Origin of the sequence: Salmonella sp. SA15303, from assembly GCF_029962125.1 — a bacterium.
Lineage (GTDB): Bacteria > Pseudomonadota > Gammaproteobacteria > Enterobacterales > Enterobacteriaceae > Salmonella > Salmonella enterica.
This window is the reverse complement of the sequence record NZ_CP123924.1, coordinates 4668810-4694584: the sequence shown is the minus strand read 5'-3', so window position 1 is coordinate 4694584 and position 25775 is coordinate 4668810. Positions and strand designations below refer to the sequence as shown.

The following is a 25775-nucleotide window of genomic DNA, read 5'->3' as shown; positions in this document are numbered from 1 at the left end:
TGAGGTTAAGCGACTAAGCGTACACGGTGGATGCCCTGGCAGTCAGAGGCGATGAAGGACGTGCTAATCTGCGATAAGCGCCGGTAAGGTGATATGAACCGTTATAACCGGCGATTTCCGAATGGGGAAACCCAGTGTGATTCGTCACACTATCATTAACTGAATCCATAGGTTAATGAGGCGAACCGGGGGAACTGAAACATCTAAGTACCCCGAGGAAAAGAAATCAACCGAGATTCCCCCAGTAGCGGCGAGCGAACGGGGAGGAGCCCAGAGCCTGAATCAGCATGTGTGTTAGTGGAAGCGTCTGGAAAGGCGCGCGATACAGGGTGACAGCCCCGTACACAAAAGCGCATGTGCTGTGAGCTCGATGAGTAGGGCGGGACACGTGGTATCCTGTCTGAATATGGGGGGACCATCCTCCAAGGCTAAATACTCCTGACTGACCGATAGTGAACCAGTACCGTGAGGGAAAGGCGAAAAGAACCCCGGCGAGGGGAGTGAAAAAGAACCTGAAACCGTGTACGTACAAGCAGTGGGAGCACCCTTCGGGGTGTGACTGCGTACCTTTTGTATAATGGGTCAGCGACTTATATTCTGTAGCAAGGTTAACCGTATAGGGGAGCCGGAGGGAAACCGAGTCTTAATTGGGCGTTAAGTTGCAGGGTATAGACCCGAAACCCGGTGATCTAGCCATGGGCAGGTTGAAGGTTGGGTAACACTAACTGGAGGACCGAACCGACTAATGTTGAAAAATTAGCGGATGACCTGTGGCTGGGGGTGAAAGGCCAATCAAACCGGGAGATAGCTGGTTCTCCCCGAAAGCTATTTAGGTAGCGCCTCGTGAATTCATCTCCGGGGGTAGAGCACTGTTTCGGCTAGGGGGCCATCCCGGCTTACCAACCCGATGCAAACTGCGAATACCGGAGAATGTTATCACGGGAGACACACGGCGGGTGCTAACGTCCGTCGTGAAGAGGGAAACAACCCAGACCGCCAGCTAAGGTCCCAAAGTCATGGTTAAGTGGGAAACGATGTGGGAAGGCCCAGACAGCCAGGATGTTGGCTTAGAAGCAGCCATCATTTAAAGAAAGCGTAATAGCTCACTGGTCGAGTCGGCCTGCGCGGAAGATGTAACGGGGCTAAACCATGCACCGAAGCTGCGGCAGCGAACGTATCACTTAAAGCGATTCAGCGGGTTACGATTGACGGAGCGAAGCGACGTCAAAGCGTATACAAAGTCGAGTCGGTTTAAGGATACGTTCGTTGGGTAGGGGAGCGTTCTGTAAGCCTGTGAAGGTGGCCTGTGAGGGTTGCTGGAGGTATCAGAAGTGCGAATGCTGACATAAGTAACGATAAAGCGGGTGAAAAGCCCGCTCGCCGGAAGACCAAGGGTTCCTGTCCAACGTTAATCGGGGCAGGGTGAGTCGACCCCTAAGGCGAGGCCGAAAGGCGTAGTCGATGGGAAACGGGTTAATATTCCCGTACTTGGTGTTACTGCGAAGGGGGGACGGAGAAGGCTATGTTGGCCGGGCGACGGTTGTCCCGGTTTAAGCGTGTAGGTGTGTGTTCCAGGTAAATCCGGTTCACTTTAACACTGAGGCGTGATGACGAGGCACTACGGTGCTGAAGCAACAAATGCCCTGCTTCCAGGAAAAGCCTCTAAGCATCAGGTAACATCAAATCGTACCCCAAACCGACACAGGTGGTCAGGTAGAGAATACCAAGGCGCTTGAGAGAACTCGGGTGAAGGAACTAGGCAAAATGGTGCCGTAACTTCGGGAGAAGGCACGCTGACACGTAGGTGAAGTGATTTACTCATGGAGCTGAAGTCAGTCGAAGATACCAGCTGGCTGCAACTGTTTATTAAAAACACAGCACTGTGCAAACACGAAAGTGGACGTATACGGTGTGACGCCTGCCCGGTGCCGGAAGGTTAATTGATGGGGTCAGCGCAAGCGAAGCTCCTGATCGAAGCCCCGGTAAACGGCGGCCGTAACTATAACGGTCCTAAGGTAGCGAAATTCCTTGTCGGGTAAGTTCCGACCTGCACGAATGGCGTAATGATGGCCAGGCTGTCTCCACCCGAGACTCAGTGAAATTGAACTCGCTGTGAAGATGCAGTGTACCCGCGGCAAGACGGAAAGACCCCGTGAACCTTTACTATAGCTTGACACTGAACATTGAGCCTTGATGTGTAGGATAGGTGGGAGGCTTTGAAGCGTGGACGCCAGTCTGCGTGGAGCCGACCTTGAAATACCACCCTTTAATGTTTGATGTTCTAACGTGGACCCGTGATCCGGGTTGCGGACAGTGTCTGGTGGGTAGTTTGACTGGGGCGGTCTCCTCCTAAAGAGTAACGGAGGAGCACGAAGGTTGGCTAATCCTGGTCGGACATCAGGAGGTTAGTGCAATGGCATAAGCCAGCTTGACTGCGAGCGTGACGGCGCGAGCAGGTGCGAAAGCAGGTCATAGTGATCCGGTGGTTCTGAATGGAAGGGCCATCGCTCAACGGATAAAAGGTACTCCGGGGATAACAGGCTGATACCGCCCAAGAGTTCATATCGACGGCGGTGTTTGGCACCTCGATGTCGGCTCATCACATCCTGGGGCTGAAGTAGGTCCCAAGGGTATGGCTGTTCGCCATTTAAAGTGGTACGCGAGCTGGGTTTAGAACGTCGTGAGACAGTTCGGTCCCTATCTGCCGTGGGCGCTGGAGAACTGAGGGGGGCTGCTCCTAGTACGAGAGGACCGGAGTGGACGCATCACTGGTGTTCGGGTTGTCATGCCAATGGCACTGCCCGGTAGCTAAATGCGGAAGAGATAAGTGCTGAAAGCATCTAAGCACGAAACTTGCCCCGAGATGAGTTCTCCCTGAGACTTAAAGTCTCCTGAAGGAACGTTGAAGACGACGACGTTGATAGGCCGGGTGTGTAAGCGCAGCGATGCGTTGAGCTAACCGGTACTAATGAACCGTGAGGCTTAACCTTACAACGCCGAAGATGTTTTGGCGGTTGAGAGACGATTTTCAGCACTGATTCAGATTACATCAGAACGTAAAAACGGTCTGATAACAGAATTTGCCTGGCGGCACTAGCGCGGTGGTCCCACCTGACCCCATGCCGAACTCAGAAGTGAAACGCCGTAGCGCCGATGGTAGTGTGGGGTCTCCCCATGCGAGAGTAGGGAACTGCCAGGCATCAAATAAAACGAAGGGCCCTGTCGGAAGACAGGGCCTTTTGTTTTATCTGTGGTCTGTCGGTGAGCACTCGTTGCGCAGCAACGGCCCGGAGGGTGGCGGGCAGGACGCCCGCCATAAACTGCCAGGCATTAGTTTAGTGAAGAAGCCCATCCTGACGGACGGGCTTTTTTGCGTGTGCGGTAACTGTAAAACCGTAGGCCTGATAAGCGCAGCGCCATCAGGCAACCGGCACTGCCGGATGGCGGCTCCGCCTTATCCGGCCTACAAGGAACGTGCTTTCTCTAACCACCGCAAAATGAAGGCAGAAATCTGCGATACATCATTAAGATCCAAAACGGGTACCGCTACGGCAAGTGGAATATCACTGGCAACCGCAATAACATGCTCATCAAGAATTAATTCTTCCTCGCTGTGCCCACATCCCTGACGAAAAAGTAAGATCTTCGCAACTGCCTCGTGTTTAAACCCTTCTACCAGCACCATATCTAGCTTTGATGCATCCATCCGGCTCACCAGCCATGCCAGATCCAACTCTTCTTGCCCCGGCGTTTCAGTCATTAACGCCCAGCGCTGCTGACTGGCAACCAGCGTCTGTGCCGCCCCGGCTTTACGTAATTCGTAGCTATCTTTACCCGGTTTATCAACATCCATATCATGATGGGTATGCTTAATCAGCCCTGGCCGAATACCGTGCGCACAAAGTGCTGGGATCAGTTTTTTCAGCAGTGTTGTTTTTCCCGTGCCGCTCCACGCGGCAATGGCGAGTAGCGGTATCATGGTCTCTTTTGCCATTGCGCGAGTTCCTCCGGCGTGTTGACGTTCACAAATGCCTCCTTACAATCGCTGAAATCAACGGCGTGTCCGCCTACCTGGCGCATAAAAATCATTACCCGCCGCTCGCCTGCTTGCAAATAAGCTGTCAACTGGGGCTCAACGGCACGATTAATCAACGCGATCGTTGGATGATCGCGCTCTCCATCATGAACCCAAACCACGGGTGCACCATGACGCTGCGCTGCTAAACGATCGACCAGGTTGTGGGGGATACAGGGATTGTCACAGGGACAAAACAGAAACCAGTCGCCTGCTACCTGCTGAAAAACGGAAAGCATACCCGCCAGCGGACCGGGAAAGTCAGCAATTGAATCCGGAATGACTTTCAGGCCGCTGGCCTGGTAGATATCCAGATGGCGATTAGCACTAATGACGACCGTAGCAAGTTGTGGCGCGAGCGCGTCGGCAACGTGTCGCCAGAGCGGTTTCCCGCCCAGTTCAAGCAGACCTTTATCCGCACCTCCCATCCGCCTGGCTTTACCGCCTGCCAGCACCACGCCGGTTATTACTTCATCCAGATTCACCGATATCGCCTCTTTTATTGTGGGATTGACCCTGCTACCGTGTCTGTATCAAGAATAAGGAGCACAGCTATGAAATGTAAACGCCTGAATGAAGTCATTGAACTCCTCCAGCCAGCCTGGCAGAAAGAGCCTGATCTTAATCTGACGCAATTTTTGCAGAAACTGGCGAAAGAGTCAGGTTTTGACGGCAAACTGGAAGATTTAACTGATGATATCCTGATCTACCATCTGAAAATGCGCGATTCCGCCAAAGACGCCGCCATTCCAGGGATTCAAAAAGACTATGAAGAGGACTTTAAAACGGCGCTTTTACGCGCCCGCGGCGTTATTAAAGAGTAAAACCTTGTAAGCGGCGCCACCGAAATCGCCACGAAATGATATCCTGAATCATTCGTAGTATTTTCCGGATGATGGGATGAACGACAACGCTTTTACTTTCCAGACGCTACACCCGGAAACCATCATGGATGCGCTGTTTGAACAGGGGATCATGGTGGATTCCGGGCTAACTCCACTAAACAGTTATGAAAACCGCGTCTATCAGTTTCAGGATGAAGACCGTCGACGTTTTGTCGTTAAGTTTTATCGTCCTGAACGCTGGTCTGTTGATCAAATTCGGGAAGAACATCAATTCGCGCTTGAACTGGTGAAGGATGAGGTTCCGGTTGCTGCTCCGCTCGCGTTTAATGGCCAGACGCTGTTAGCGCATCAGGGCTATCATTATGCCATTTTCCCCAGCGTAGGCGGTCGTCAGTTTGAAGCAGACAATATCGATCAGATGGAGGCGGTAGGGCGTTATCTTGGCCGATTGCATCAGACGGGGCGAAAACGTCCTTTCACTTTCCGGCCTGACATTGGGCTTGCGGAGTATCTTTTTGAACCTCGCCAGGTATTCGAAGATGCCGCACTGATTCCCTCCGGGCAAAAAGCGGCTTTCCTGAAAGCCACTGATACTCTACTGTCTGCAGTTACCGAATGCTGGCGCACCGATTTCGCCACGCTGCGATTGCACGGCGATTGTCATGCCGGCAACATTCTATGGCGTGATGGACCGCTGTTTGTCGATTTAGATGATGCCCGTAACGGTCCGGCGATACAGGATTTATGGATGCTGCTGAACGGCGACAAAGCCGAACAGCGAATGCAGCTTGAAACCATTATTGAAGCTTATGAAGAAGTTAGTGAGTTCGATACGGCTGAAATTGGTCTCATTGAACCTTTACGCGCCATGCGTTTAGTTTATTATCTTGCCTGGTTGATTCGTCGTTGGGGCGATCCTGCGTTTCCAAAAAACTTTCCCTGGTTAACAGGGGAAGATTACTGGCAGCGACAGACAACGACTTTTATTGAGCAGACTAAAATTTTGCACGAACCCCCTTTACAATTAACGCCAATGTATTAATCGGAGAGAGTTGATCATGAAAAAGATTTGGCTGGCGCTGGCTGGTATGGTTTTAGCTTTTAGCGCCTCGGCAGCACAGATCAGCGACGGTAAACAGTATATCACGCTGGATAAACCGGTCGCTGGCGAACCCCAGGTACTGGAGTTTTTCTCCTTCTACTGCCCACATTGTTATCAGTTTGAAGAAGTGCTTCATGTGTCTGACAATGTGAAGAAAAAGCTGCCGGAAGGCACCAAAATGACCAAGTACCACGTTGAGTTCCTGGGGCCGTTGGGCAAGGAGCTCACCCAGGCATGGGCGGTGGCGATGGCGTTGGGTGTAGAAGATAAAGTCACGGTCCCGCTGTTTGAAGCCGTACAGAAAACCCAGACAGTACAATCTGCCGCGGATATCCGTAAAGTGTTCGTTGATGCGGGCGTCAAGGGCGAAGATTACGATGCGGCATGGAACAGCTTCGTGGTGAAATCACTGGTTGCGCAACAGGAGAAAGCCGCGGCTGACCTGCAACTGCAGGGCGTTCCGGCGATGTTCGTCAATGGCAAATACCAGATTAACCCACAAGGCATGGATACGAGCAGCATGGATGTTTTTGTTCAGCAGTATGCTGATACTGTGAAATATTTGGTTGATAAAAAATAAAAAGAACGCCGGTCACTGACCGGCGTTTTTATAAGATGTTTTAATCTCTTCTATCTGTATATCTTTCTTATCCCACAGCGTATTAAGCCAACGTTGAAAACGGCGTTTGAATGTTTTGTCGTTCACGTAATCGCCGTGCAGTTCTTCATTTATGGGTTCCAGTTGCACCCGAACAACAATACGCGTCAGCCTACCGCTTAGCATATCGTAGAAAGGGTGACGATCGTTGTTTGGGTAACACAACGTAATATTAAGCAGCTTATCGAACTGTGAGCCTAAAACATTAATCGCCATTGCAATACCGGCTGCTTTTGGCGGCAACAAATGTTGATAAGGTGAATGCGTTTGCTGACGTTTCTCATGCGTAAATCGCGAGCCTTCAACAAAGTTAACGATAGTGGTGGGATACCGACGAAACTTTTCGCAAGAGCGACGAGTTGTTTCAACATCTTTGCCGCGTCGATCGGGGTGTCGGAGCAGGTAGCTACGGGAGTAGCGCTTCATAAACGGCATATCTAATGCCCAGCACGCCAGGCCGATGAACGGCACCCAGGCCAATTGCTGTTTAAGAAAGTACTTATTCATTGGGATATGCTTGCGGAACAGAACGCAAAGCACAACGATATCGGCCCAGCTGCGATGATTACAAATCAGTAAATACCAATTTTTCTTGCTCAGCCCTTCTAACCCTTCTACATCCCATTGCAAGTGCGGATTAAGGCGTAACAGCGCTGCAAGACCAGCACACCAGCAATACATCATGAAATTGCAGAAAATGGAGACCTTGCGCCAGATACCGGGAACAGGCAAAAGAAGCTTTACCATACCGGCAATGATGATCGGTACTGAGCAAACAATAGTGACCAGGATGGTCAATACGATACTCAATGGGAGCGTGATAGCCGCGAGTATTCTCGTCATAATAAATTATTCAAAAGTTAGCCATAAACGGTGCGCGAAAAGGGCGCAAGGGGCTGATTCTATCAGAAAACGATGCTAATGATGGCGCTGAGTGAAATAGAAACACTCGTAACAACTATCCACATTATGATAACGGCATGAATCAGATAATCAGAAAAACGTGATGTTAACAACTCATTGAAAATAATGGGTAATTATTAAGACGAGAAGGCTATCGCGCTGATTTTAAAGTAATGGTAAGAATTTACACACAAAGTTATCCACAGGTTATTTTGCGAGCGATCCTGAAGATCGACAAAACTTTTCCGCAAATGCGGCGAAAAACTCAAGTTTTCCTCCTGTATGTGGCATCCTTTAACCATAATCTGTTAAACAGGCACGGACATTATGGTTCAGATCCCAGAAAACCCACTTATTCTCGTAGATGGCTCATCCTATCTCTATCGCGCCTATCATGCGTTTCCGCCGTTAACCAACAGCGCGGGAGAACCTACGGGCGCAATGTATGGTGTCCTCAACATGTTGCGCAGCCTGATCATGCAGTATCAGCCGACGCATGCTGCGGTGGTGTTTGACGCCAAAGGAAAAACCTTCCGTGATGAGCTCTTTGAACACTACAAATCGCATCGTCCTCCAATGCCGGATGATCTTCGTGCGCAAATAGAGCCGTTACATGCCATGGTTAAAGCCATGGGGTTACCTCTGCTGGCGGTCTCTGGCGTAGAAGCGGATGACGTTATCGGTACACTGGCGCGAGAAGCGGAGAAGGTGGGGCGTCCGGTATTAATCAGCACCGGCGATAAAGATATGGCACAGTTGGTGACGCCGAATATTACGCTGATCAACACCATGACTAACACCATCCTCGGCCCGGATGAAGTCGTTAATAAGTACGGCGTGCCGCCTGAGCTGATTATCGACTTTCTGGCGCTGATGGGGGACTCCTCGGATAATATTCCGGGCGTACCAGGCGTGGGTGAGAAGACGGCGCAAGCCTTGCTTCAGGGATTGGGCGGCCTGGATACGCTGTACGCCGAGCCGGAAAAAATTGCCGGTCTCACTTTCCGCGGCGCCAAAACGATGGCCGGTAAATTAGCGCAGAATAAAGACGTAGCGTACCTGTCTTATAAACTCGCCACCATTAAAACGGATGTTGAGCTGGAGCTGACCTGCGAACAGCTTGAAGTGCAGCAGCCGATTGCGGATGAACTGCTGGGCCTGTTTAAAAAATATGAGTTTAAGCGCTGGACGGCGGACGTTGAGTCAGGCAAGTGGCTACAGGCAAAGGGCGCGAAACCGGCGGCCAAACCGCAGGAAACGGTCGTTATTGATGAATCGCCCAGCGAACCGGCAGCGGCGCTCTCTTATGAAAATTATGTCACGATTCTGGACGACGTTACGCTGGAAAGCTGGATTGAAAAGCTGAAAAAAGCGCCAGTTTTTGCTTTCGACACGGAGACCGACAGCCTGGATAATATCGCCGCCAACCTGGTGGGCCTCTCGTTTGCCATCGAACCTGGCGTTGCCGCGTATGTACCTGTCGCGCATGATTATCTGGACGCTCCGGATCAAATCTCCCGCCAGCGTGCTCTGGAACTGCTGAAGCCGCTGCTGGAAGATGAAAAAGTGCGCAAAGTGGGGCAAAACCTCAAGTACGATCGCGGCGTCTTGCAAAATTACGGTATTGAGCTGCGCGGTATCGCCTTCGATACCATGCTTGAGTCTTACATTCTGAACAGCGTCGCCGGACGCCATGATATGGACAGTTTGTCCGATCGTTGGCTGAAGCACAAAACTATCACCTTTGAAGACATTGCCGGTAAAGGTAAAAACCAGCTCACCTTTAACCAGATCGCACTGGAGGAAGCGGGGCGCTATGCGGCAGAAGATGCGGATGTCACGTTACAGTTGCATCTCAAAATGTGGCCTGAGCTCCAGCAGCACAAAGGCCCGCTGAATGTTTTCGAAAACATCGAAATGCCGTTGGTGCCTGTACTGTCACGCGTTGAGCGCAATGGCGTAAAAATCGATCCTGCCGTCCTGCACAAACATTCGGAAGAAATCACGCTACGTCTGGCGGAACTGGAAAAGAAAGCGCATGACATTGCGGGCGAGGCGTTCAACCTGTCCTCGACGAAGCAGTTGCAGACCATCCTGTTTGAAAAGCAGGGTATTAAGCCGCTGAAGAAAACGCCTGGCGGCGCGCCGTCAACGTCGGAAGAGGTGCTGGAAGAGCTGGCGCTGGACTATCCGCTGCCGAAAGTGATTCTGGAGTATCGTGGTCTGGCGAAGCTAAAATCCACCTATACCGATAAGCTGCCGCTGATGATTAACCCGAAAACCGGGCGCGTCCATACGTCCTATCATCAGGCGGTAACGGCGACGGGACGTTTATCGTCCACCGATCCGAACCTGCAAAATATTCCGGTGCGCAATGAAGAAGGCCGCCGCATTCGTCAGGCATTTATTGCGCCTGAGGATTATCTCATCGTGTCTGCGGACTATTCACAGATTGAGCTGCGTATTATGGCGCATCTTTCCCGTGATAAAGGACTGCTCACGGCGTTCGCCGAAGGGAAGGATATTCACCGCGCAACGGCGGCGGAAGTCTTTGGCTTGCCGCTGGATAGCGTGACCGGGGAACAGCGCCGAAGTGCGAAAGCCATTAACTTTGGCCTGATTTACGGGATGAGCGCCTTCGGTCTTTCTCGCCAGCTTAATATTCCGCGTAAAGAGGCGCAGAAGTATATGGATCTCTACTTCGAACGCTATCCTGGCGTGCTGGAATATATGGAGCGCACCCGCGCTCAGGCAAAAGAACAAGGCTATGTGGAAACTCTGGAGGGGCGCCGCCTTTACCTGCCGGATATTAAATCCAGCAACGCGGCGCGGCGCGCGGGGGCGGAACGCGCGGCGATCAATGCTCCCATGCAAGGAACGGCTGCCGATATCATCAAGCGCGCCATGATTGCCGTCGATGCCTGGCTACAGGCCGAGCAGCCACGCGTGCGGATGATTATGCAGGTACACGATGAATTAGTGTTCGAGGTGCATAAAGACGACTTAGATGCGGTAGCAAAACGTATCCATCAGTTGATGGAAAACTGCACGCGTATTGATGTGCCGTTGCTGGTGGAAGTCGGTAGCGGGGAAAATTGGGATCAAGCGCACTAAGCATTTAAGGAATAACGCGCTTTTTTCGTAATTAAGCAACATAAGCACGGGGGTTTTGTGATGGGTATTAGAATTCCCTATGTAAAGAATGAAAAAAAATTACGAAAAGGTCTTTCTGTGTTGCTCAAAAAAGAGTAAAGTTATTCACGTAGGGTACAGAGGTAAGATGTTCTATCTTTCAGACCTTTTACTTCACGTAATCGGATTTGGCTGAATATTTTAGCCGCCCCAGTCAGTTTATGACTGGGGCGTTTTTTATTGTGCGCAAGAAAAGTTTCGCTCACACCGTAGGCCGGATAAGACGCGCAGCGGCGCCATCCGGCATAGCGGGTGATTATTCCCCGTCCTGAATCTCTTCGACCGGTGCCAGTTCACTAAACCAGCTATCCAGCTTCTGACGTAACTTATCCACGCCCTGCTTTTTCAGCGAGGAAAACGCTTCTACCTGCACATCGCCATTAAAAGCCAGCACGGCTTCACGTACCATATTCAACTGCGCCTTGCGCGCGCCGCTGGCCAGTTTGTCCGCTTTGGTCAGCAGAACCAGAACCTGGATATTGCTCTCTACAGCCCACTGGATCATCTGTTGGTCGAGGTCTTTCAACGGATGGCGGATATCCATTAAAACGACTAAGCCCTGTAGGCTTTGACGTTTCTCCAGATATTCCCCCAGCGCGCGTTGCCACTTGCGTTTCATCTCTTCCGGGACTTCCGCGTAGCCATAGCCCGGCAGGTCGACCAACCGTTTGCCATCTACGACTTCAAACAGGTTAATCAATTGGGTACGGCCCGGCGTTTTAGAGGTGCGCGCCAGGCTTTTTTGGTTGGTCAACGTGTTCAGGGCGCTGGATTTGCCTGCATTGGAACGGCCAGCAAAAGCCACTTCAATTCCGCAATCGGAAGGTAAATGGCGAATATCAGGCGCACTCATCACAAAATGCGTCTGTTGATAATTCAGGTTAGTCAAAGCGGTCGTCTCCGTCAGTCAAAGCATTGTGGCGATTATACCTGAACGCCAGCAAAAGACGGATTTTTCGGCGCATCGGTGCTGTAAGTAAAAGCCATACGCTTTGTGAGACATTGACCATTGCACTTATGCGACATGACAGAGTCGTTGTCAGGCTCAAAGCCAGTTAATATAGTTAAATCATGAATTTATAGAAAGGTAATTGTCTGAAAAAAAGGGATTTGCCGTGTCGGTATCTTGTGAGTTTACCCCAAAAGAGTAAAGTAATGCACATAGCGAGGACGCTAACAGGATCAACGACTCAGGATGAGGGTCAGGAGCGCCAGGAGGCGAAGACACAGGATTGTCAGGAAGACAAACGTCCGGAGACGTTAGTAAAAGGAAATGGAAACAACATGGAATGTTCCAGGCTAAGGGAAAAACAGGGCGTGTTGATAGCCAACAGGGATGGTGGAACCCGTTAAGGGTCGTGAGTCAAGAAAAAAGGCGGCAGATTACTCTGTCGCCTTTTTTCTTTGCTTGCTTTCTGCTAGATTCCGCCTCAATTCTATACTGAATAAAACGGCTTAAAGATCTGACATCATGAAAAAACCAACCTCTGCACCGCGCAGTAAAGCCTTTGGCAAACAGCGTCGTAAAACGCGTGAAGAGTTAAACCAGGAGGCGCGCGACCGTAAACGCCTGAAAAAACATCGCGGTCATGCGCCGGGAAGTCGCGCGGCGGGCGGCAATTCCGCTTCGGGCGGCGGCAATCAGAATCAACAAAAAGATCCACGTATTGGCAGTAAAACACCTGTTCCATTGGGCGTGACTGAAAAAGTGACCCAACAGCATAAACCGAAAAGTGAGAAACCTATGCTTTCACCGCAGGCGGAGTTGGATTTACTGGAAACGGATGAGCGCCTGGATGCGCTGTTAGAACGTCTGGAAGCGGGCGAAACCCTGAGTGCGGAAGATCAAGCCTGGGTAGATGCCAAACTGGATCGTATTGATGAACTGATGCAGAAGCTTGGTCTGTCTTACGATGACGACGAAGAAGACGACGAAGAGGACGAGAAGCAGGAAGATATGATGCGCCTGCTAAGAGGCGGCAACTAACGGGTTTACACCGTGGGCTTGCCCGTCCTGCTTATAACCCTTCCGGTTATATGTTATCTGGTGTGGTTATTCGTTAAACTACAGCGATTGTCGCGGCGACAGAAATGGCTGCGCAGCCGGCTTGCCGCCCGTCATGGCGTGAAGCCGGTACGCCGTACCCGCCAGAGACGCCATCGGAAGGAGTGAGCATGTCTGAACAGCAAATAGACTGGGATCTGGCCCTGATCCAGAAATATAACTATTCCGGGCCACGATATACCTCGTACCCAACCGCGCTGGAGTTTTCTGAAGACTTCGAGGACGCCGCATTCTTGCAGGCTGTGGCGCGTTATCCTGAACGTCCGCTCTCGCTGTATGTGCATATCCCGTTTTGTCACAAGTTGTGTTATTTCTGCGGCTGCAACAAGATTGTCACCCGCCAACAGCATAAAGCTGACCAGTATCTTGACGCGCTTGAGCAGGAAATTCGTCATCGCGCGCCGCTGTTTGCAGACCGTCATGTCAGCCAGCTTCACTGGGGCGGCGGTACGCCTACTTACCTGAATAAAGCGCAAATCAGCCGCTTAATGACGCTGTTGCGTGAAAATTTCCACTTTAATACCGACGCGGAAATCTCGATCGAAGTCGATCCCCGTGAAATTGAGCTGGATGTGCTCGATCATTTACGTGCGGAAGGTTTTAACCGCCTGAGTATGGGCGTGCAGGACTTTAATAAAGAGGTGCAGCGCTTGGTTAACCGCGAGCAGGATGAAGAATTCATCTTTGCGCTGCTTAATCACGCCCGCGATATCGGCTTTACCTCGACCAATATCGATTTGATCTACGGTCTACCGAAACAGACGCCAGAAAGCTTCGCTTTCACGCTGAAGCGTGTGACGGAACTGAACCCCGATCGTTTGAGCGTCTTTAACTATGCGCATCTGCCAACGCTTTTTGCCGCCCAGCGTAAAATTAAAGATGCTGATTTACCCAGCGCGCAGCAGAAACTGGATATTTTGCAGGAGACGATCGTATCGCTTACCCAGGCTGGTTATCAGTTTATCGGGATGGACCATTTTGCCCGTCCGGACGACGAACTGGCCGTCGCGCAGCGCGAAGGCGTGTTGCACCGTAATTTTCAGGGCTATACGACCCAGGGCGATACCGATCTGCTGGGGATGGGGGTTTCTGCTATCAGCATGATTGGCGATGGCTACATGCAGAACCAGAAAGAGCTGAAGCGTTATTACCAGCAAGTGGATGAGCGGGGCAATGCGCTATGGCGTGGTATTACGCTGACCCGTGATGATTGCATTCGTCGCGATGTTATCAAGGCGCTGATTTGTAACTTCCGCCTGGATTTTAACGCTGTCGAACAGCAGTGGGGTTTGCATTTCGCTGAGTATTTTGCCGAAGATTTGCAGTTACTGTCGCCGCTGGCGAAAGATGGGCTGGTGGATATTAGCGAGAAGGGAATTCAGGTGACGGCGAAAGGTCGTTTGCTGATCCGCAATATCTGCATGTGCTTTGACGCGTATCTGCGCCAGAAAGCGCGGATGCAGCAGTTCTCGCGCGTCATTTAGCCGGGTTGCCCGGTGGCGCTGCGCTTACCAGGCCTACACGTTGCGACAACCTGTAGGCCGGATAAGCATTAGCGCCATCCGGCACATTGTCAGCTGAACAGTCCCACCAGCGCGGCACACAACACGGCGGCTAGCGCAGTTTGTGGCGTGTGGCTGTCGACCGCTCCACTCGATACCAGATTAATAATAGATTCTAACATAATGAATCCCCCCGTTTGCCGGGCATGATCATACTGAACTCATCGGAACAGTAAAGCGCAAAATAGCAGCGTTTTGCGCTCAATTATTAATCTTTACACTCGCGGGTAATGTTTACTCCATTCCCAGCTCTTTCAACTTCCGCGTTAGGGTGTTTCGCCCCCAACCGAGCAGCCTGGCGGCTTCCTGTTTATGACCCTGCGTATGGCGTAATGCCGTGGTCAGTAGCGTTCTCTCCAGTTCTGGCTGCGCTTCAGAAAGCAGGTTTTGATGACCGGATCGCAAGGCGCGGTCCGCCCATTGTGCCAGTAATGTAGCCCAGCTATCCGGCGGCAGGTGGGACGGGCTATCCGGCGTCGAGGCTTCAAACAGTTCGCCCGGTAAATCCTGGATCAATACCTCCTGTCCGGCGGCCATGACGGTGAGCCAGCGGCAGGTATTTTCTAACTGACGCACGTTACCAGGCCATGCCAGGCGCGTTAACGCCGTTTCGGTTTCCGGATGTAATAATTTGGCTTCCACGCCTAATTCACGGGCGGCGACCTGCAAAAAATGGCGCGCCAGGCGCGGAATATCCTCACGGCGTTCACGCAACGGCGGAAGATGGATACGAATCACGTTCAGGCGGTGGAACAGGTCTTCGCGGAATTTCCCTTCCTGAACGCGTCGTTCGAGGTTCTGGTGGGTGGCGGCGATAATGCGCACATCGACTTTTACCGGCGCGTACCCGCCCACGCGGTAGAACTGTCCGTCAGCCAGCACGCGTAACAGACGAGTCTGGACATCCAGCGGCATATCGCCAATTTCGTCCAGAAACAGCGTGCCGCCGTCAGCCTGCTCGAAACGGCCCTGCCGGATGGTATTCGCCCCGGTAAAAGCGCCTTTCTCATGGCCAAACAGTTCGGATTCAATCAAATCTTTCGGGATGGCCGCCATATTGAGTGCGATAAACGGCGCTTTGGCGCGTGGGCTATGGCGGTGAAGCGCATGGGCGACCAGTTCTTTACCGGTCCCTGATTCGCCGTTAATCAGCACGCTAATCGAAGAACGCGACAGCCGACCAATAATGCGAAACACATCCTGCATGGCGGGCGCTTCGCCTATCATGTCTGTTGTCGGGCCGTTAACCTCGATATTACGCGGCTGTTGCTGCTCCTGATAGTGGCTAATCGCGCGCTCGACCAGAGCGACGGCTTCATCAATATCAAACGGTTTAGGCAGATAATCAAACGCCCCCTGCTGATAGGCGCTCACGGCGGCATCTAAATCGGAATGCGCGGTCATAATGATGACCGGAAGCATCGGGTGACGCTGTTTAATCTGCTTTAATAGCGCCAGCCCGTCCATTCCCGGCATTCGGATATCCGACAGCAAGACGTCCGGCGTTTTACTGGCCAGCGCAGCCAGTACTTCATTACCATTCTCAAAGGTGGTACAGGTCAACCCTGCCCCGGCGAGAGCACGCTCAAGCACCCAACGGATGGAACTATCATCATCGACGACCCAGACTATTCCTCGTTGCATAAACACCTCTATTTCCGAATCGGCAGGTAAACCGAAAACTCGGTATGCCCCGGCCAACTGGTAAATTCAATTTTGCCGGCGTGTTGATCGATAAGATTGCGGGCGATAGATAACCCAAGCCCGGTGCCGCCTTCGCGACCGCTGACCATCGGGTAGAACAGCGTATCCTGTAAATGGGGAGGAATGCCCGGCCCATTGTCTTCAACGTCTATACGCGCCGCCAGGCGATAGCGTTCGCCATGCAGCGTTAACTGGAAGGCGGTACGGGTACGCAGCGTAATTTCGCCGCCTTCCGGCCCCAGCGCCTGCAAGGCATTGCGGACAATATTCAGCAGTACTTGCTCAATTTGTTCCGGGTCGTGCGGCAGTTCTGGCAAACTGGGGTCATAATCGCGGATAAGCCGGACATTATCCGGCAGTTCCATCGACACCAGCGCCACCACGCGCTCCGCGACTTTATGTATGCTCTCGGTAATGTGCATTCCCGGGTGCTGCGGCCCCAGCAAACGATCGACAAGGTTGCGTAGCCTGTCGGCCTGTTCAATGATGACTTTGGTATATTCCGTTAGCGCCGGGTCGGGCAGCGCCTTGCTGAGTAGCTGCGCCGCGCCGCGCAGGCCGCCGAGCGGATTTTTGATTTCGTGCGCCAGACCGCGCACCAGATCGCGGGCGGCGATTTGCTGCGCGTGCTGCAACTGCTCCTGACTCAGACGACGCTGGTTATCCATCGGCGCCATTTCGAGCAGTATAAAATCGTCGGGCAGACGTTGGGCGGTCAAAGAGAGAATATGCGAGCGACTATCAATCACCAGCGTCACTTCGTTATCGGTAAAGCCTTGCCCTGCCGCTAAACTTTCGCGCATCAGGTCAATGTTTAACGAAAAATAGCTCAACAGTTCAGGTAACGGCGTCCCGAACAGTTTGCGTGAGCTTTGCGCGAGCAACTGCTGCGCGGCAGGATTGGCGTAATGGATTGCCAGCGCGTCGTCGACCACCAGCACGCTGTTGATTAACGAATTGAGGATCTGCCCAGCATCGGGCTGTATGCCGCTTGCCATTCAGCAGTCTCCTGGAAAAGGTTGCACCATTTTAGTGCATTATAGCTTTTTACCACTAAAAAGCGCGTGAGATCAGATTGTTGGTGGAGAAAAAAGCCCATCCTGGGATGGGCTGAAAGTTTCCACGGCAACTCAAAAACTCCTGACGCCTTTCACGCTGCTGCTGCGTTGGCTGCCTTCGCTTACCCCAGTCACATCGCTATCTATGCTCCTGGGGATGTGCTCAGTTGCTGCCTTGCAGCAACGCGAAATTTGTCGGATTTTTAATATACGATTAAACGCTGTAGTACAGCTCAAACTCTACCGGGTGCGGGGTCATACGCACGCGGTCATCTTCTTCGCGACGCAGCGCAATATACGCATCGATCGCTTCATCAGTGAACACGCCGCCTGCTTTCAGGAACTCGCGGTCCAGGTCCAGCGCGTTCAGCGCTTCTTCCAGAGAACCCGCTACCTGTGGGATCTCTTTCGCTTCTTCCGGCGGCAGGTCATACAGGTTTTTGTCCATGGCTTCGCCCGGGTGAATCTTATTCTTAATCCCGTCCAGACCGGCCATCAGCAGGGCGGCAAAGCACAGATACGGGTTAGCCGCCGGGTCCGGGAAGCGAACTTCGATACGGCGCGCTTTCGGAGACGCCACCACCGGAATACGGATGGAGGCGGAACGGTTACGGGCGGAGTAGGCCAGCATCACCGGCGCTTCGTAACCCGGGACCAGACGCTTGTAGGAGTTGGTGGTCGGGTTCGCCAGGGCGTTGATGGCTTTGGCGTGTTTGATGACGCCGCCGATGTAGTACAGCGCTTGTTCAGACAGGCCGGCATATTTGTCGCCAGAGAACAGGTTGGTGCCGTTCTTCGCCAGAGACATGTGGCAGTGCATACCGGAACCGTTATCGCCGAACATCGGTTTTGGCATAAAGGTCGCGGTCTTACCGAAGCGGTGAGCCACGTTATGCACGACATATTTGTAAATCTGAATTTCGTCGGCTTTTTTGGTCATGGTGTTAAAGCGGGTCGCCACTTCGTTCTGACCTGCGGTCGCTACTTCGTGGTGGTGCGCTTCAACGACCAGGCCCATCTGCTCCATGACCAGACACATTTCAGAACGGATATCCTGCGCGGAGTCAACTGGCGGAACCGGGAAATAACCGCCTTTCACGCCCGGACGATGGCCTTTGTTGCCGCCTTCGTACTTGGTAGAGGAGTTCCAGGCGCCTTCAATATCGTCAATCGCCACATGTGAGCCGGAGATAGATGCGCCGAAGCGGATGTCGTCGAACAGGAAGAATTCAGGTTCCGGCCCAAACAGGACGGTATCGGCGATACCGGTCGCGCGCAGGTAGTCTTCCGCACGTTTTGCGATGGAACGTGGGTCACGGTCATAACCTTGCAGAGTGCCAGGCTCCAGGATGTCACAACGGATAATCAGGGTGGAGTCCGCGAAGAACGGGTCGATAACCGCAGTGGACGCATCGGGCATCAGCACCATGTCGGATTCGTTAATGCCTTTCCAGCCGCCGATAGAGGAGCCGTCAAACATTTTGCCTTCTTCAAAGAATTCGGCATTTACCTGATGAGCAGGAATCGTGACGTGCTGTTCTTTGCCTTTGGTATCGGTGAAGCGCAGATCGACAAACTTCACTTCGTGCTCGTTCAGCATCGTCAAAACGTGTTCAGCGGACATACTTGTACTCTCCCGGATTGGTCATGGTCGGTCGTCGTGGTAACGAGATCTTCAATTCTGCTGGCCGTGTCGCCGTAAAAATATAAAGCGAAATCTGTGCCAACTTTCACATTGCCCCCAAAAGGCGTTATCATGCGCACCATCGTGCAAAAGGGCTGCACCACGGTGACTATGTTGCACCAAAATAGTGCTTTAATGTGAACATTAAGCACCACATTGGTGCAACAGAACGCAAGCCACCCTTTTAACGCTCCGTGAAAGCGATCACAAAGAGACTCTGCAATACTTGTTTGCGGAGGATGTTTGTGATCCTGTTTTGTAGTGCGATTAATCCGTGTACAATAACGCGCTATTTCTAATGCCTGAGGCAAAGTTGTGATCGAAAATTTGCGTAACATCGCCATCATCGCGCACGTTGACCATGGTAAAACTACCCTGGTTGATAAGCTGCTCCAGCAATCCGGTACGTTCGACGCGCGTGCCGAAACTCAAGAGCGAGTGATGGACTCCAACGATTTGGAGAAAGAGCGTGGTATTACTATCCTCGCTAAAAACACCGCTATTAAATGGAATGATTACCGTATCAACATCGTTGATACTCCCGGGCACGCTGACTTCGGTGGTGAAGTAGAGCGCGTCATGTCCATGGTTGACTCTGTGCTGCTGGTGGTTGACGCATTTGACGGCCCGATGCCGCAAACGCGCTTCGTGACCAAAAAAGCCTTTGCTCATGGCCTGAAACCCATTGTGGTTATCAACAAAGTTGACCGTCCTGGCGCGCGCCCTGACTGGGTTGTTGACCAGGTATTCGACCTGTTTGTTAACCTCGACGCGACCGACGAACAGCTGGACTTCCCGATCATCTACGCTTCGGCGCTGAACGGTATCGCGGGTCTGGACCACGAAGATATGGCGGAAGACATGACCCCGCTATATCAGGCGATTGTTGATCATGTTCCGGCGCCGGACGTTGACCTCGATGGTCCGTTGCAGATGCAGATCTCCCAGCTGGACTACAACAACTATGTTGGCGTTATCGGCATTGGCCGTATCAAACGCGGCAAAGTGAAGCCGAACCAGCAGGTCACTATCATCGATAGTGAAGGGAAAACCCGTAACGCGAAAGTAGGTAAAGTGCTGACGCATCTGGGTCTGGAGCGTATCGACAGCAATATCGCCGAAGCGGGCGATATCATTGCGATCACCGGTCTGGGCGAGCTGAACATTTCCGACACCATCTGCGACCCGCAGAACGTTGAAGCGCTGCCGGCGCTGTCCGTTGATGAGCCGACCGTGTCTATGTTCTTCTGCGTTAACACCTCGCCGTTCTGCGGTAAAGAAGGTAAGTTTGTGACTTCTCGTCAGATTCTTGACCGTCTGAACAAAGAGCTGGTGCATAACGTGGCGCTGCGCGTTGAAGAAACCGAAGATGCGGATGCGTTCCGTGTATCCGGTCGTGGCGAACTGCACCTGTCCGTGCTGATTGAAAATATGCGTCGTGAAGGTTTCGAACTGGCGGTTTCCCGTCCGAAAGTTATCTTCCGTGAAATCGACGGTCGTAAACAAGAGCCGTACGAAAACGTGACGCTGGACGTCGAAGAGCAGCACCAGGGGTCTGTCATGCAGGCGCTGGGCGAGCGTAAAGGCGACCTGAAAAACATGAATCCGGACGGTAAAGGCCGCGTACGTCTCGACTACGTGATCCCAAGCCGTGGGCTGATTGGTTTCCGTTCAGAATTCATGACCATGACTTCCGGTACGGGTCTGCTGTACTCCACCTTCAGCCATTACGACGATATTCGTCCGGGTGAAGTGGGCCAGCGTCAGAACGGCGTACTGATCTCCAACGGTCAGGGTAAAGCGGTGGCGTTTGCGCTGTTCGGTTTGCAGGATCGCGGTAAGCTGTTCCTGGGTCACGGCGCGGAAGTTTATGAAGGCCAGATTATTGGTATTCACAGTCGCTCCAACGACCTGACGGTAAACTGCCTGACCGGTAAGAAACTGACCAACATGCGTGCGTCCGGTACGGATGAAGCGGTGATTCTGGTTCCGCCAATTAAAATGAGCCTTGAGCAAGCGCTGGAGTTCATTGATGACGACGAACTGGTAGAAGTCACCCCAACCTCTATCCGTATCCGTAAACGTCACCTGACGGAAAACGATCGCCGCCGTGCGAACCGTGGTCAGAAAGAAGAGTAATTAACGCTCTTACGGATAAAAACCCTGCCGAAATGAAAGCTCGGCGGGGTTTTTTTATTCACGTTGAGAAAGGGATAAGGTTGCCAAAAAATCAGCAATCGCTGGCGTATTATGCCGACCAATGACGCTATCCGCATACACCTTTGCCCGAGCGCTGGCATTCCCCATCGCGACGCCCAATCCGGCTAAACGTAGCATTTCCGCATCGTTATCATTATCGCCAAACGCCATCACTTCGCGCATTGCGATATGCTGTTGCTGTGCATATCTGGCGAGGCTTTGTCCTTTGCTACACCCCTTCTGGAGAATATCCAGTTGATGATGCCAGGACCAGGTACAGCTTAGATGTAATTCATGCTGTATAAACTCAGCAATATTTTGTAGTTGTTTTATGTGCCGATGAACGATGCTGATTTGCCAGATATTCTCCCTACTGCTTAGCTCATCAGCCTGAAAGATTATTTTATCATCAGCACGAATTGTCGGTTTAAGCGGATATACCCGCGCCAGTATTTTTTCCGTTTGTAAGTGCGTCAGCGGCAGCGGGTGAAGGATCTGCTGTTGAGCCGGTTGATAAATATAGCTTCCGTTACAACAGATCATCGGTTCGGTGAGCGCCAGCGTTTGATAATACGCATAGGCTTCACGATGAGAGCGGCCGGTGACAAGCATTATTCGGCAGCCCATGTCCTGCATCTGACGGATGGCGGTTAGCGACTCTGGCAGAATTTGTTTATTACGGTTTAGCAGCGTTCCATCAAGATCAAAAGCGATTAAACGATATCGCATGAGCGTCCGATCCTAAAACAGCGTGAGGCATCCAGGTGATTCAGCAATGGAATATCGAGACGGTGCTGATAAGCGAGAAAACAGTGGCATTGCTTTGCCTGGCTGGCGGGAGAATTGAGCCGTTGTTGATATAAATTACCCATTTTAATTTTGCTGATATGACAAGCAAAAAGATCGCCTTCTGCATTCATAAAAATACTTTTTCTTCCTGCGGTACAGATATCCAGCTGCGCTGGCCACTGCTGCGTTTCAATCACATACAGCGGATCGAGTTCGCCGAAGGCGATGGTTTCCTCAACGGTATGCCGGGTATTGGCACACTCGTTGGCGTTAAACCAAAAATAATTCTGGTCAGGCAACTGCTGGCGGAGCCAACGAAACTGGTCGATATCTTTCATACTGGCGACAGCCCCCGCGCACCAGGTTATTCCGGCGGCAGAGAGCGCTAAACACTGCTGGAGAAAGCGCTCAGCGGTAATTTGTGAGGGATGAAAAGAACACCATAACCGAAGCTTTGAGATATCTCCGCCGCCAGCACGAAATGATTCCAGCAATGACATTAACGAAAAAGAGGCGTTAGTTTGTATGCCGACCGCCTGAACATGAGGATAGCGGCTAATTTCTGCCAGCGCCGCCATGTAATAACGCAAGCGTAGCGCCTCGCCATAAGGCGTAATCATCACATTCAACGGCGTACCTAAAAGAGGCAAATGGTCAACCATGCGCCATAGCGCGGCTTCGTCGCGTTTTTTATCGTTACGGGCGTGTTTATGGAACGGGCAATAGCCGCAATGATAATTACACGATTTAAGATAGCCGCGATAAAACAGCGTGTGAATATCGCGCAGGGCGGGGGCGCTCATCGCTGCCGATTCTCCCGTAGCATCACCTCAGGCGAAACGAACACAGGAGCAAGGCAATCGGATAATGCCATACCGGTCTCCGTTAGCCGGAGGCGACTGCCATTCTGATAGCAGTAACCCTGCCGTATGAAGCGTTCAAGGTCGGGGAAATCCCTTAGCGCATCGCTGGCAAAATATTGCTGATAATCGCTAAGAGAAAGTCCCTGCCAGAAAAATAGATTTTTAATGATAAAGCGGCGTTTCATTTCATCAGGGGGAAGCAGATAACCGTGATTAATGACGGTTTTATCCGGGCTGTCGATAAACGCCTGAATGATTTTTCGTGATGTTTGCAGGTTCGACGACCACGGTGAACAGTAATGCAGATTGCCAAGATAACTTCTGCCGCCCGCGCCGAGCGCCAGTGAGTTTTCAAATCCGCAGCTTTCCGCCGCGGCGGATGGCGCTGGATTAAGGACGAAACGGCGCATGGACGTTTGGGTGTAGCCCGCGTTGCGTAAAAGATCGCGGGCTAAAACGTAGTAGCTATGCATATTTTCCTGGCGAGGCATATTATAAAGCGGATAAAGAAACAGCTCTTCCGGTTGATAAACGAGCGCCTGATGTAATGATTCCGTCAGGCTTGCGTGAGTCTGTCCGGGAATGCCATAAATAATATCAATATTGAGTGATGGAAAATGACCCGCCTTTAGCCATTCCAGCGCCTGGTGCGCGCTGGCGGCATTGTGGCGGCGGTGCAGCGTATGTAACTCGCTATCATGAAAACTTTGTACGCCAATACTGACGCGATTAACGGAAAAGGCGTTTAATAGCGCTACTTTTTCTGCTGTGGTATCCGTAGGGGAAGTTTCAATCGTTTTATAAATATTCCAGTCAACATTGAGCACATCAAAGACGGAAAAAAATAACTTCTCTAATTGCGCAATATTTAATAGCAGAGGTGTGCCGCCGCCTACGGTAAAGCTTGCCCAGTGGGCGGGCGCCAGCGCCATTTGTCGGCCCTGGGTAATAATCGCGTCGATATAGCTATCAATGAACGTATTATCTGCGCCAGTGCAGGTAAATAAATTACAGAACCCGCAGCGACTTTGACAAAAGGGCATATGAACATACAGATGTGTGTCGTGCTCGTAAATGCGCGGTTTTACTTCGCTAAAGCTGACGTTCTCCAGCTCCCGATAAGCCGTCTTATGCGGATAACTGTACATATACTGACGATAAATATCATTGTTATTCATATTAATGATTACAGCTCAGCAAGAAATGCATATAGGGAACGGTATTAACGATCGGATGATTAAAACTATGGAAATATTTCCCGTCTTCGCCATAGCAGGTACCGTGATCGGAACAGACAATAACGAACGTTTCGCCGCCAGTTTGGCGGAAAATGTTCAGTAATCCGTCGATGCGGGCGTCGATATAGCGTAGCGCGGCGGCATGGGTCTCAACGGTATCGCCAGGGGCCGCGCCCTCAACGTAAAAATGGTTAGGGTAATGAATCGTGTCGATATTGATATACATCATGACCGGTTGGCTGCCAGCACGCTCGGCCATGATTTTCTGGATATAATGGATCTGGTTATCCATACTCTCTTTAACCGTACAGGCAAAGCGTGGATGCCAGTAACTCTCTTTAAACATCGACGGGAACACTTTTCCCATGCCGGAGCGGTTATTAAAGAAAGAGACGCCGCCAATACAGATGGTCTGGTAGCCTTTATTTTCCAGACTTTTTATCCATGTTGCGTCATCAAAGGCAAATGCATTTTTCGGGCCTTTACGACCAAGTCCGATATCTTTTGGGAAAAACAGCATGGTCTGATTAACGGTATCATCAATAGGTTTTGGCATAAAACCTGAAAACATGGCGTGATGCGAAGGCCAGGTAAAATTACCGGCCGCTTCGCATTTCGTCCATTGTCCATAATGATTAAGGTTGGGCGTATTTCCGGCGGTTTGTTCCTGAAGCGCAATGTCGTAGCGTAACGAGTCCAGCACAATAAAAAGAATATGAGCGTTATTACTAATTAGCGCATTCATATCGAATTCGCCATCGCCTGTGTCAATCGACGCGTGCAGCGAGACGGGGACTTCATCCATTGAATTATACATTTTGCTTCCTCATGGCCCGGATTTGCGCCTGATAAATTAGATTATTCTGCTGCGCATCCTGATAAATCAAATCACCCTGGCCATTAATTTCAATAATATACGGCGTCAGGCTGGTGGTAAGTAAAACATCAATACCCGCTAAGCGAATGCCAGGGAAAAGTCGCATGGCATTTTGACAGAGCGTATCGATCTCAGTCACTTTTGCGGCAGATAACTCCAGACTTTCGAAGCAGTAAGCCTGGTTTTGCAGATGTAAGTTAGTAATGGGCTGCGAGGAGGTTCTGACCACTCGCCAGATAATTTCGCCATCCAGGCAGACGATGCGTAAATCATAGGTTTTATGCTTTACGCTGGCTTTGGGCAGCCACTGTTCGACGAGGTTTTCCTGCTGAAGAACGCCATTAATAATGAGCTGGATATCTTCTTTCTGACGATACTGTTGGATTTTTTTGCTGTTAAATAGCTGTTGTCCTGATATGACAATCGCGCTGTAAAGCACCTGCTTTATGCCATCAGGGTGGCGGCGCAAAGCGATAACGCCCGCCGCGCCAGAACCCAGCGAGGGCTTAATGAACACGCTGGCGACCCTTTTTTCCTCCATGATGGCGGTGAGCTGTGCAAAACTTTTTACGTCTTCCGCTACCAACGGCGGCGTGGGGATGCCGTGTTCCAGTAAGCGCCGCTTGCAGCGTTTTTTATCCAACAGGTGAATGAGGCCCGCCGGATGGTTAAGCCAGGTGACGCCAGGACGCGCCGCCATGTTCTGCAAAAAATGGATATAGTCCAGACCGATCGCGTTTATTTTGCGGATGTCTGTTTCACTGTGTACTGGCGGGTCGATTTTAACGATGCCAGAGGTCAGCGAAGCGTCCAGCGCTTGCGGATGAGTCAGCGCCGTGACGGGTTCCCCAAGTACGGCGGCAGCCTGCATAAAATAATGCGTGCGCTTGCTCTGATGGGGGCCAATGAGCGTAATCACAATAAATCCCTTTATCGTTGAGTAGGGGAATGTGCACATTCC

The 25775-nt window shown here is 51.6% G+C and carries 22 protein-coding genes and 2 rRNA genes; 11 read left to right on the top strand and 13 right to left on the bottom strand.

Annotated features, from left to right (window positions below; genetic code table 11):
• Positions 1-3: 3 nt before the first annotated feature.
• Both QEN31_RS22895 and rrf read left to right on the top strand, forming a co-directional pair.
• Positions 4-2990 (top strand): 23S ribosomal RNA (locus tag QEN31_RS22895).
• 93 nt (positions 2991-3083) lie between these two features.
• A 5S ribosomal RNA gene (rrf, locus tag QEN31_RS22890) occupies positions 3084-3199 on the top strand.
• Positions 3200-3463: 264 nt separating this feature from the next.
• Here the strand turns inward: rrf and mobB are convergent.
• Both mobB and mobA read right to left on the bottom strand, forming a co-directional pair.
• Complete coding sequence (mobB, locus tag QEN31_RS22885; protein ID WP_010989085.1) at positions 3464-3979, bottom strand: molybdopterin-guanine dinucleotide biosynthesis protein MobB; 516 nt, start codon at positions 3977-3979, stop codon at positions 3464-3466.
• Complete coding sequence (mobA, locus tag QEN31_RS22880; protein ID WP_001046887.1) at positions 3976-4560, bottom strand: molybdenum cofactor guanylyltransferase MobA; 585 nt, start codon at positions 4558-4560, stop codon at positions 3976-3978. The genes mobB and mobA overlap by 4 nt, the downstream gene beginning before the upstream one ends.
• Positions 4561-4629: 69 nt before the next feature.
• Here mobA and QEN31_RS22875 point away from each other — a divergent pair, with 69 nt between their 5' ends.
• The 3 genes from QEN31_RS22875 (at position 4630) to dsbA (ending at position 6602) form a co-directional block, all read left to right on the top strand.
• Complete coding sequence (locus QEN31_RS22875; RefSeq protein ID WP_000649858.1) at positions 4630-4899, top strand: YihD family protein; 270 nt, start codon at positions 4630-4632, stop codon at positions 4897-4899.
• Between the two features lie 76 nt (positions 4900-4975).
• On the top strand, positions 4976-5962 hold the full coding sequence (locus tag QEN31_RS22870; protein ID WP_000999249.1) for a serine/threonine protein kinase: 987 nt from the start codon (positions 4976-4978) through the stop codon (positions 5960-5962).
• A 16-nt stretch (positions 5963-5978) separates the two neighbouring features.
• Positions 5979-6602: a thiol:disulfide interchange protein DsbA gene (gene dsbA, locus QEN31_RS22865; protein WP_000725364.1), complete on the top strand. Its 624-nt coding sequence runs from the start codon at positions 5979-5981 to the stop codon at positions 6600-6602.
• Between the two features lie 12 nt (positions 6603-6614).
• On the opposite strand, the gene QEN31_RS22860 is transcribed toward dsbA, so the two are convergent.
• A complete protein-coding gene (locus QEN31_RS22860) occupies positions 6615-7523 on the bottom strand; it encodes an acyltransferase (protein WP_000196890.1) in 909 nt (302 codons plus the stop codon).
• Between the two features lie 387 nt (positions 7524-7910).
• Between QEN31_RS22860 and polA the strand changes: the two genes are divergently transcribed.
• A complete protein-coding gene (gene polA / locus QEN31_RS22855) occupies positions 7911-10697 on the top strand; it encodes a DNA polymerase I (RefSeq protein WP_000249972.1) in 2787 nt (928 codons plus the stop codon).
• 166 nt (positions 10698-10863) lie between these two features.
• Complete coding sequence (locus tag QEN31_RS25500) at positions 10864-10911, top strand: spot 42 RNA, inhibition of DNA synthesis (protein ID WP_071892919.1); 48 nt, start codon at positions 10864-10866, stop codon at positions 10909-10911.
• 120 nt (positions 10912-11031) lie between these two features.
• Here the strand turns inward: QEN31_RS25500 and yihA are convergent, their stop codons facing one another.
• Entirely contained in the window at positions 11032-11664 is a 633-nt protein-coding gene (yihA, locus tag QEN31_RS22850; RefSeq protein ID WP_000183327.1) for a ribosome biogenesis GTP-binding protein YihA/YsxC, read from the bottom strand.
• 239 nt (positions 11665-11903) lie between these two features.
• Between yihA and QEN31_RS22845 the strand changes: the two genes are divergently transcribed.
• The 3 genes from QEN31_RS22845 (at position 11904) to hemN (ending at position 14324) form a co-directional block, all read left to right on the top strand.
• Positions 11904-12128, top strand: a complete 225-nt coding sequence (locus tag QEN31_RS22845) for a hypothetical protein (RefSeq protein ID WP_001541209.1) — start codon at positions 11904-11906, stop codon at positions 12126-12128.
• Between the two features lie 118 nt (positions 12129-12246).
• Positions 12247-12762 carry a Der GTPase-activating protein YihI gene (gene yihI / locus QEN31_RS22840; RefSeq protein WP_000743292.1) on the top strand — a complete coding sequence of 172 codons (516 nt, stop codon included), beginning with the start codon at positions 12247-12249 and terminating at the stop codon, positions 12760-12762.
• A gap of 188 nt (positions 12763-12950) precedes the next feature.
• Positions 12951-14324, top strand: a complete 1374-nt coding sequence (gene hemN / locus QEN31_RS22835) for an oxygen-independent coproporphyrinogen III oxidase (RefSeq protein ID WP_000003520.1) — start codon at positions 12951-12953, stop codon at positions 14322-14324.
• 89 nt (positions 14325-14413) lie between these two features.
• Here the strand turns inward: hemN and QEN31_RS22830 are convergent, their stop codons facing one another.
• From QEN31_RS22830 to glnA, 4 genes are all read right to left on the bottom strand, one after another.
• Entirely contained in the window at positions 14414-14524 is a 111-nt protein-coding gene (locus QEN31_RS22830) for a YshB family small membrane protein (protein WP_001578131.1), read from the bottom strand.
• A 112-nt stretch (positions 14525-14636) separates the two neighbouring features.
• Positions 14637-16046 (bottom strand): nitrogen regulation protein NR(I), encoded by a 1410-nt coding sequence (glnG, locus tag QEN31_RS22825; RefSeq protein ID WP_001188783.1) that lies wholly within the window; start codon positions 16044-16046, stop codon positions 14637-14639.
• Between the two features lie 8 nt (positions 16047-16054).
• Positions 16055-17104 carry a nitrogen regulation protein NR(II) gene (glnL, locus tag QEN31_RS22820; RefSeq protein WP_000146194.1) on the bottom strand — a complete coding sequence of 350 codons (1050 nt, stop codon included), beginning with the start codon at positions 17102-17104 and terminating at the stop codon, positions 16055-16057.
• A 274-nt stretch (positions 17105-17378) separates the two neighbouring features.
• A complete protein-coding gene (gene glnA / locus QEN31_RS22815; protein ID WP_001271699.1) occupies positions 17379-18788 on the bottom strand; it encodes a glutamate--ammonia ligase in 1410 nt (469 codons plus the stop codon).
• Positions 18789-19163: 375 nt separating this feature from the next.
• On the opposite strand from glnA, the gene typA reads away from it, so the two are divergent.
• Complete coding sequence (typA, locus tag QEN31_RS22810) at positions 19164-20987, top strand: ribosome-dependent GTPase TypA (RefSeq protein WP_000572067.1); 1824 nt, start codon at positions 19164-19166, stop codon at positions 20985-20987.
• 54 nt (positions 20988-21041) lie between these two features.
• Here typA and QEN31_RS22805 read toward each other — a convergent pair whose 3' ends face one another.
• The 5 genes from QEN31_RS22805 to QEN31_RS22785 are packed head-to-tail and all read right to left on the bottom strand — an operon-like array spanning position 21042 to position 25772.
• On the bottom strand, positions 21042-21776 hold the full coding sequence (locus QEN31_RS22805; protein WP_001270592.1) for a Cof-type HAD-IIB family hydrolase: 735 nt from the start codon (positions 21774-21776) through the stop codon (positions 21042-21044).
• Complete coding sequence (locus QEN31_RS22800) at positions 21761-22639, bottom strand: STM4011 family radical SAM protein (RefSeq protein ID WP_099949740.1); 879 nt, start codon at positions 22637-22639, stop codon at positions 21761-21763. Before QEN31_RS22800 ends, QEN31_RS22805 begins: the two co-directional genes overlap by 16 nt.
• Positions 22636-23877 carry an STM4012 family radical SAM protein gene (locus tag QEN31_RS22795; RefSeq protein WP_001062055.1) on the bottom strand — a complete coding sequence of 414 codons (1242 nt, stop codon included), beginning with the start codon at positions 23875-23877 and terminating at the stop codon, positions 22636-22638. The genes QEN31_RS22800 and QEN31_RS22795 overlap by 4 nt, the downstream gene beginning before the upstream one ends.
• 1 nt (position 23878) lies before the next feature.
• Entirely contained in the window at positions 23879-24754 is an 876-nt protein-coding gene (locus QEN31_RS22790; protein ID WP_000282794.1) for an STM4013/SEN3800 family hydrolase, read from the bottom strand.
• Positions 24747-25772 carry an STM4014 family protein gene (locus QEN31_RS22785; protein WP_014343927.1) on the bottom strand — a complete coding sequence of 342 codons (1026 nt, stop codon included), beginning with the start codon at positions 25770-25772 and terminating at the stop codon, positions 24747-24749. The genes QEN31_RS22790 and QEN31_RS22785 overlap by 8 nt, the downstream gene beginning before the upstream one ends.
• Positions 25773-25775 lie beyond the last annotated feature (3 nt).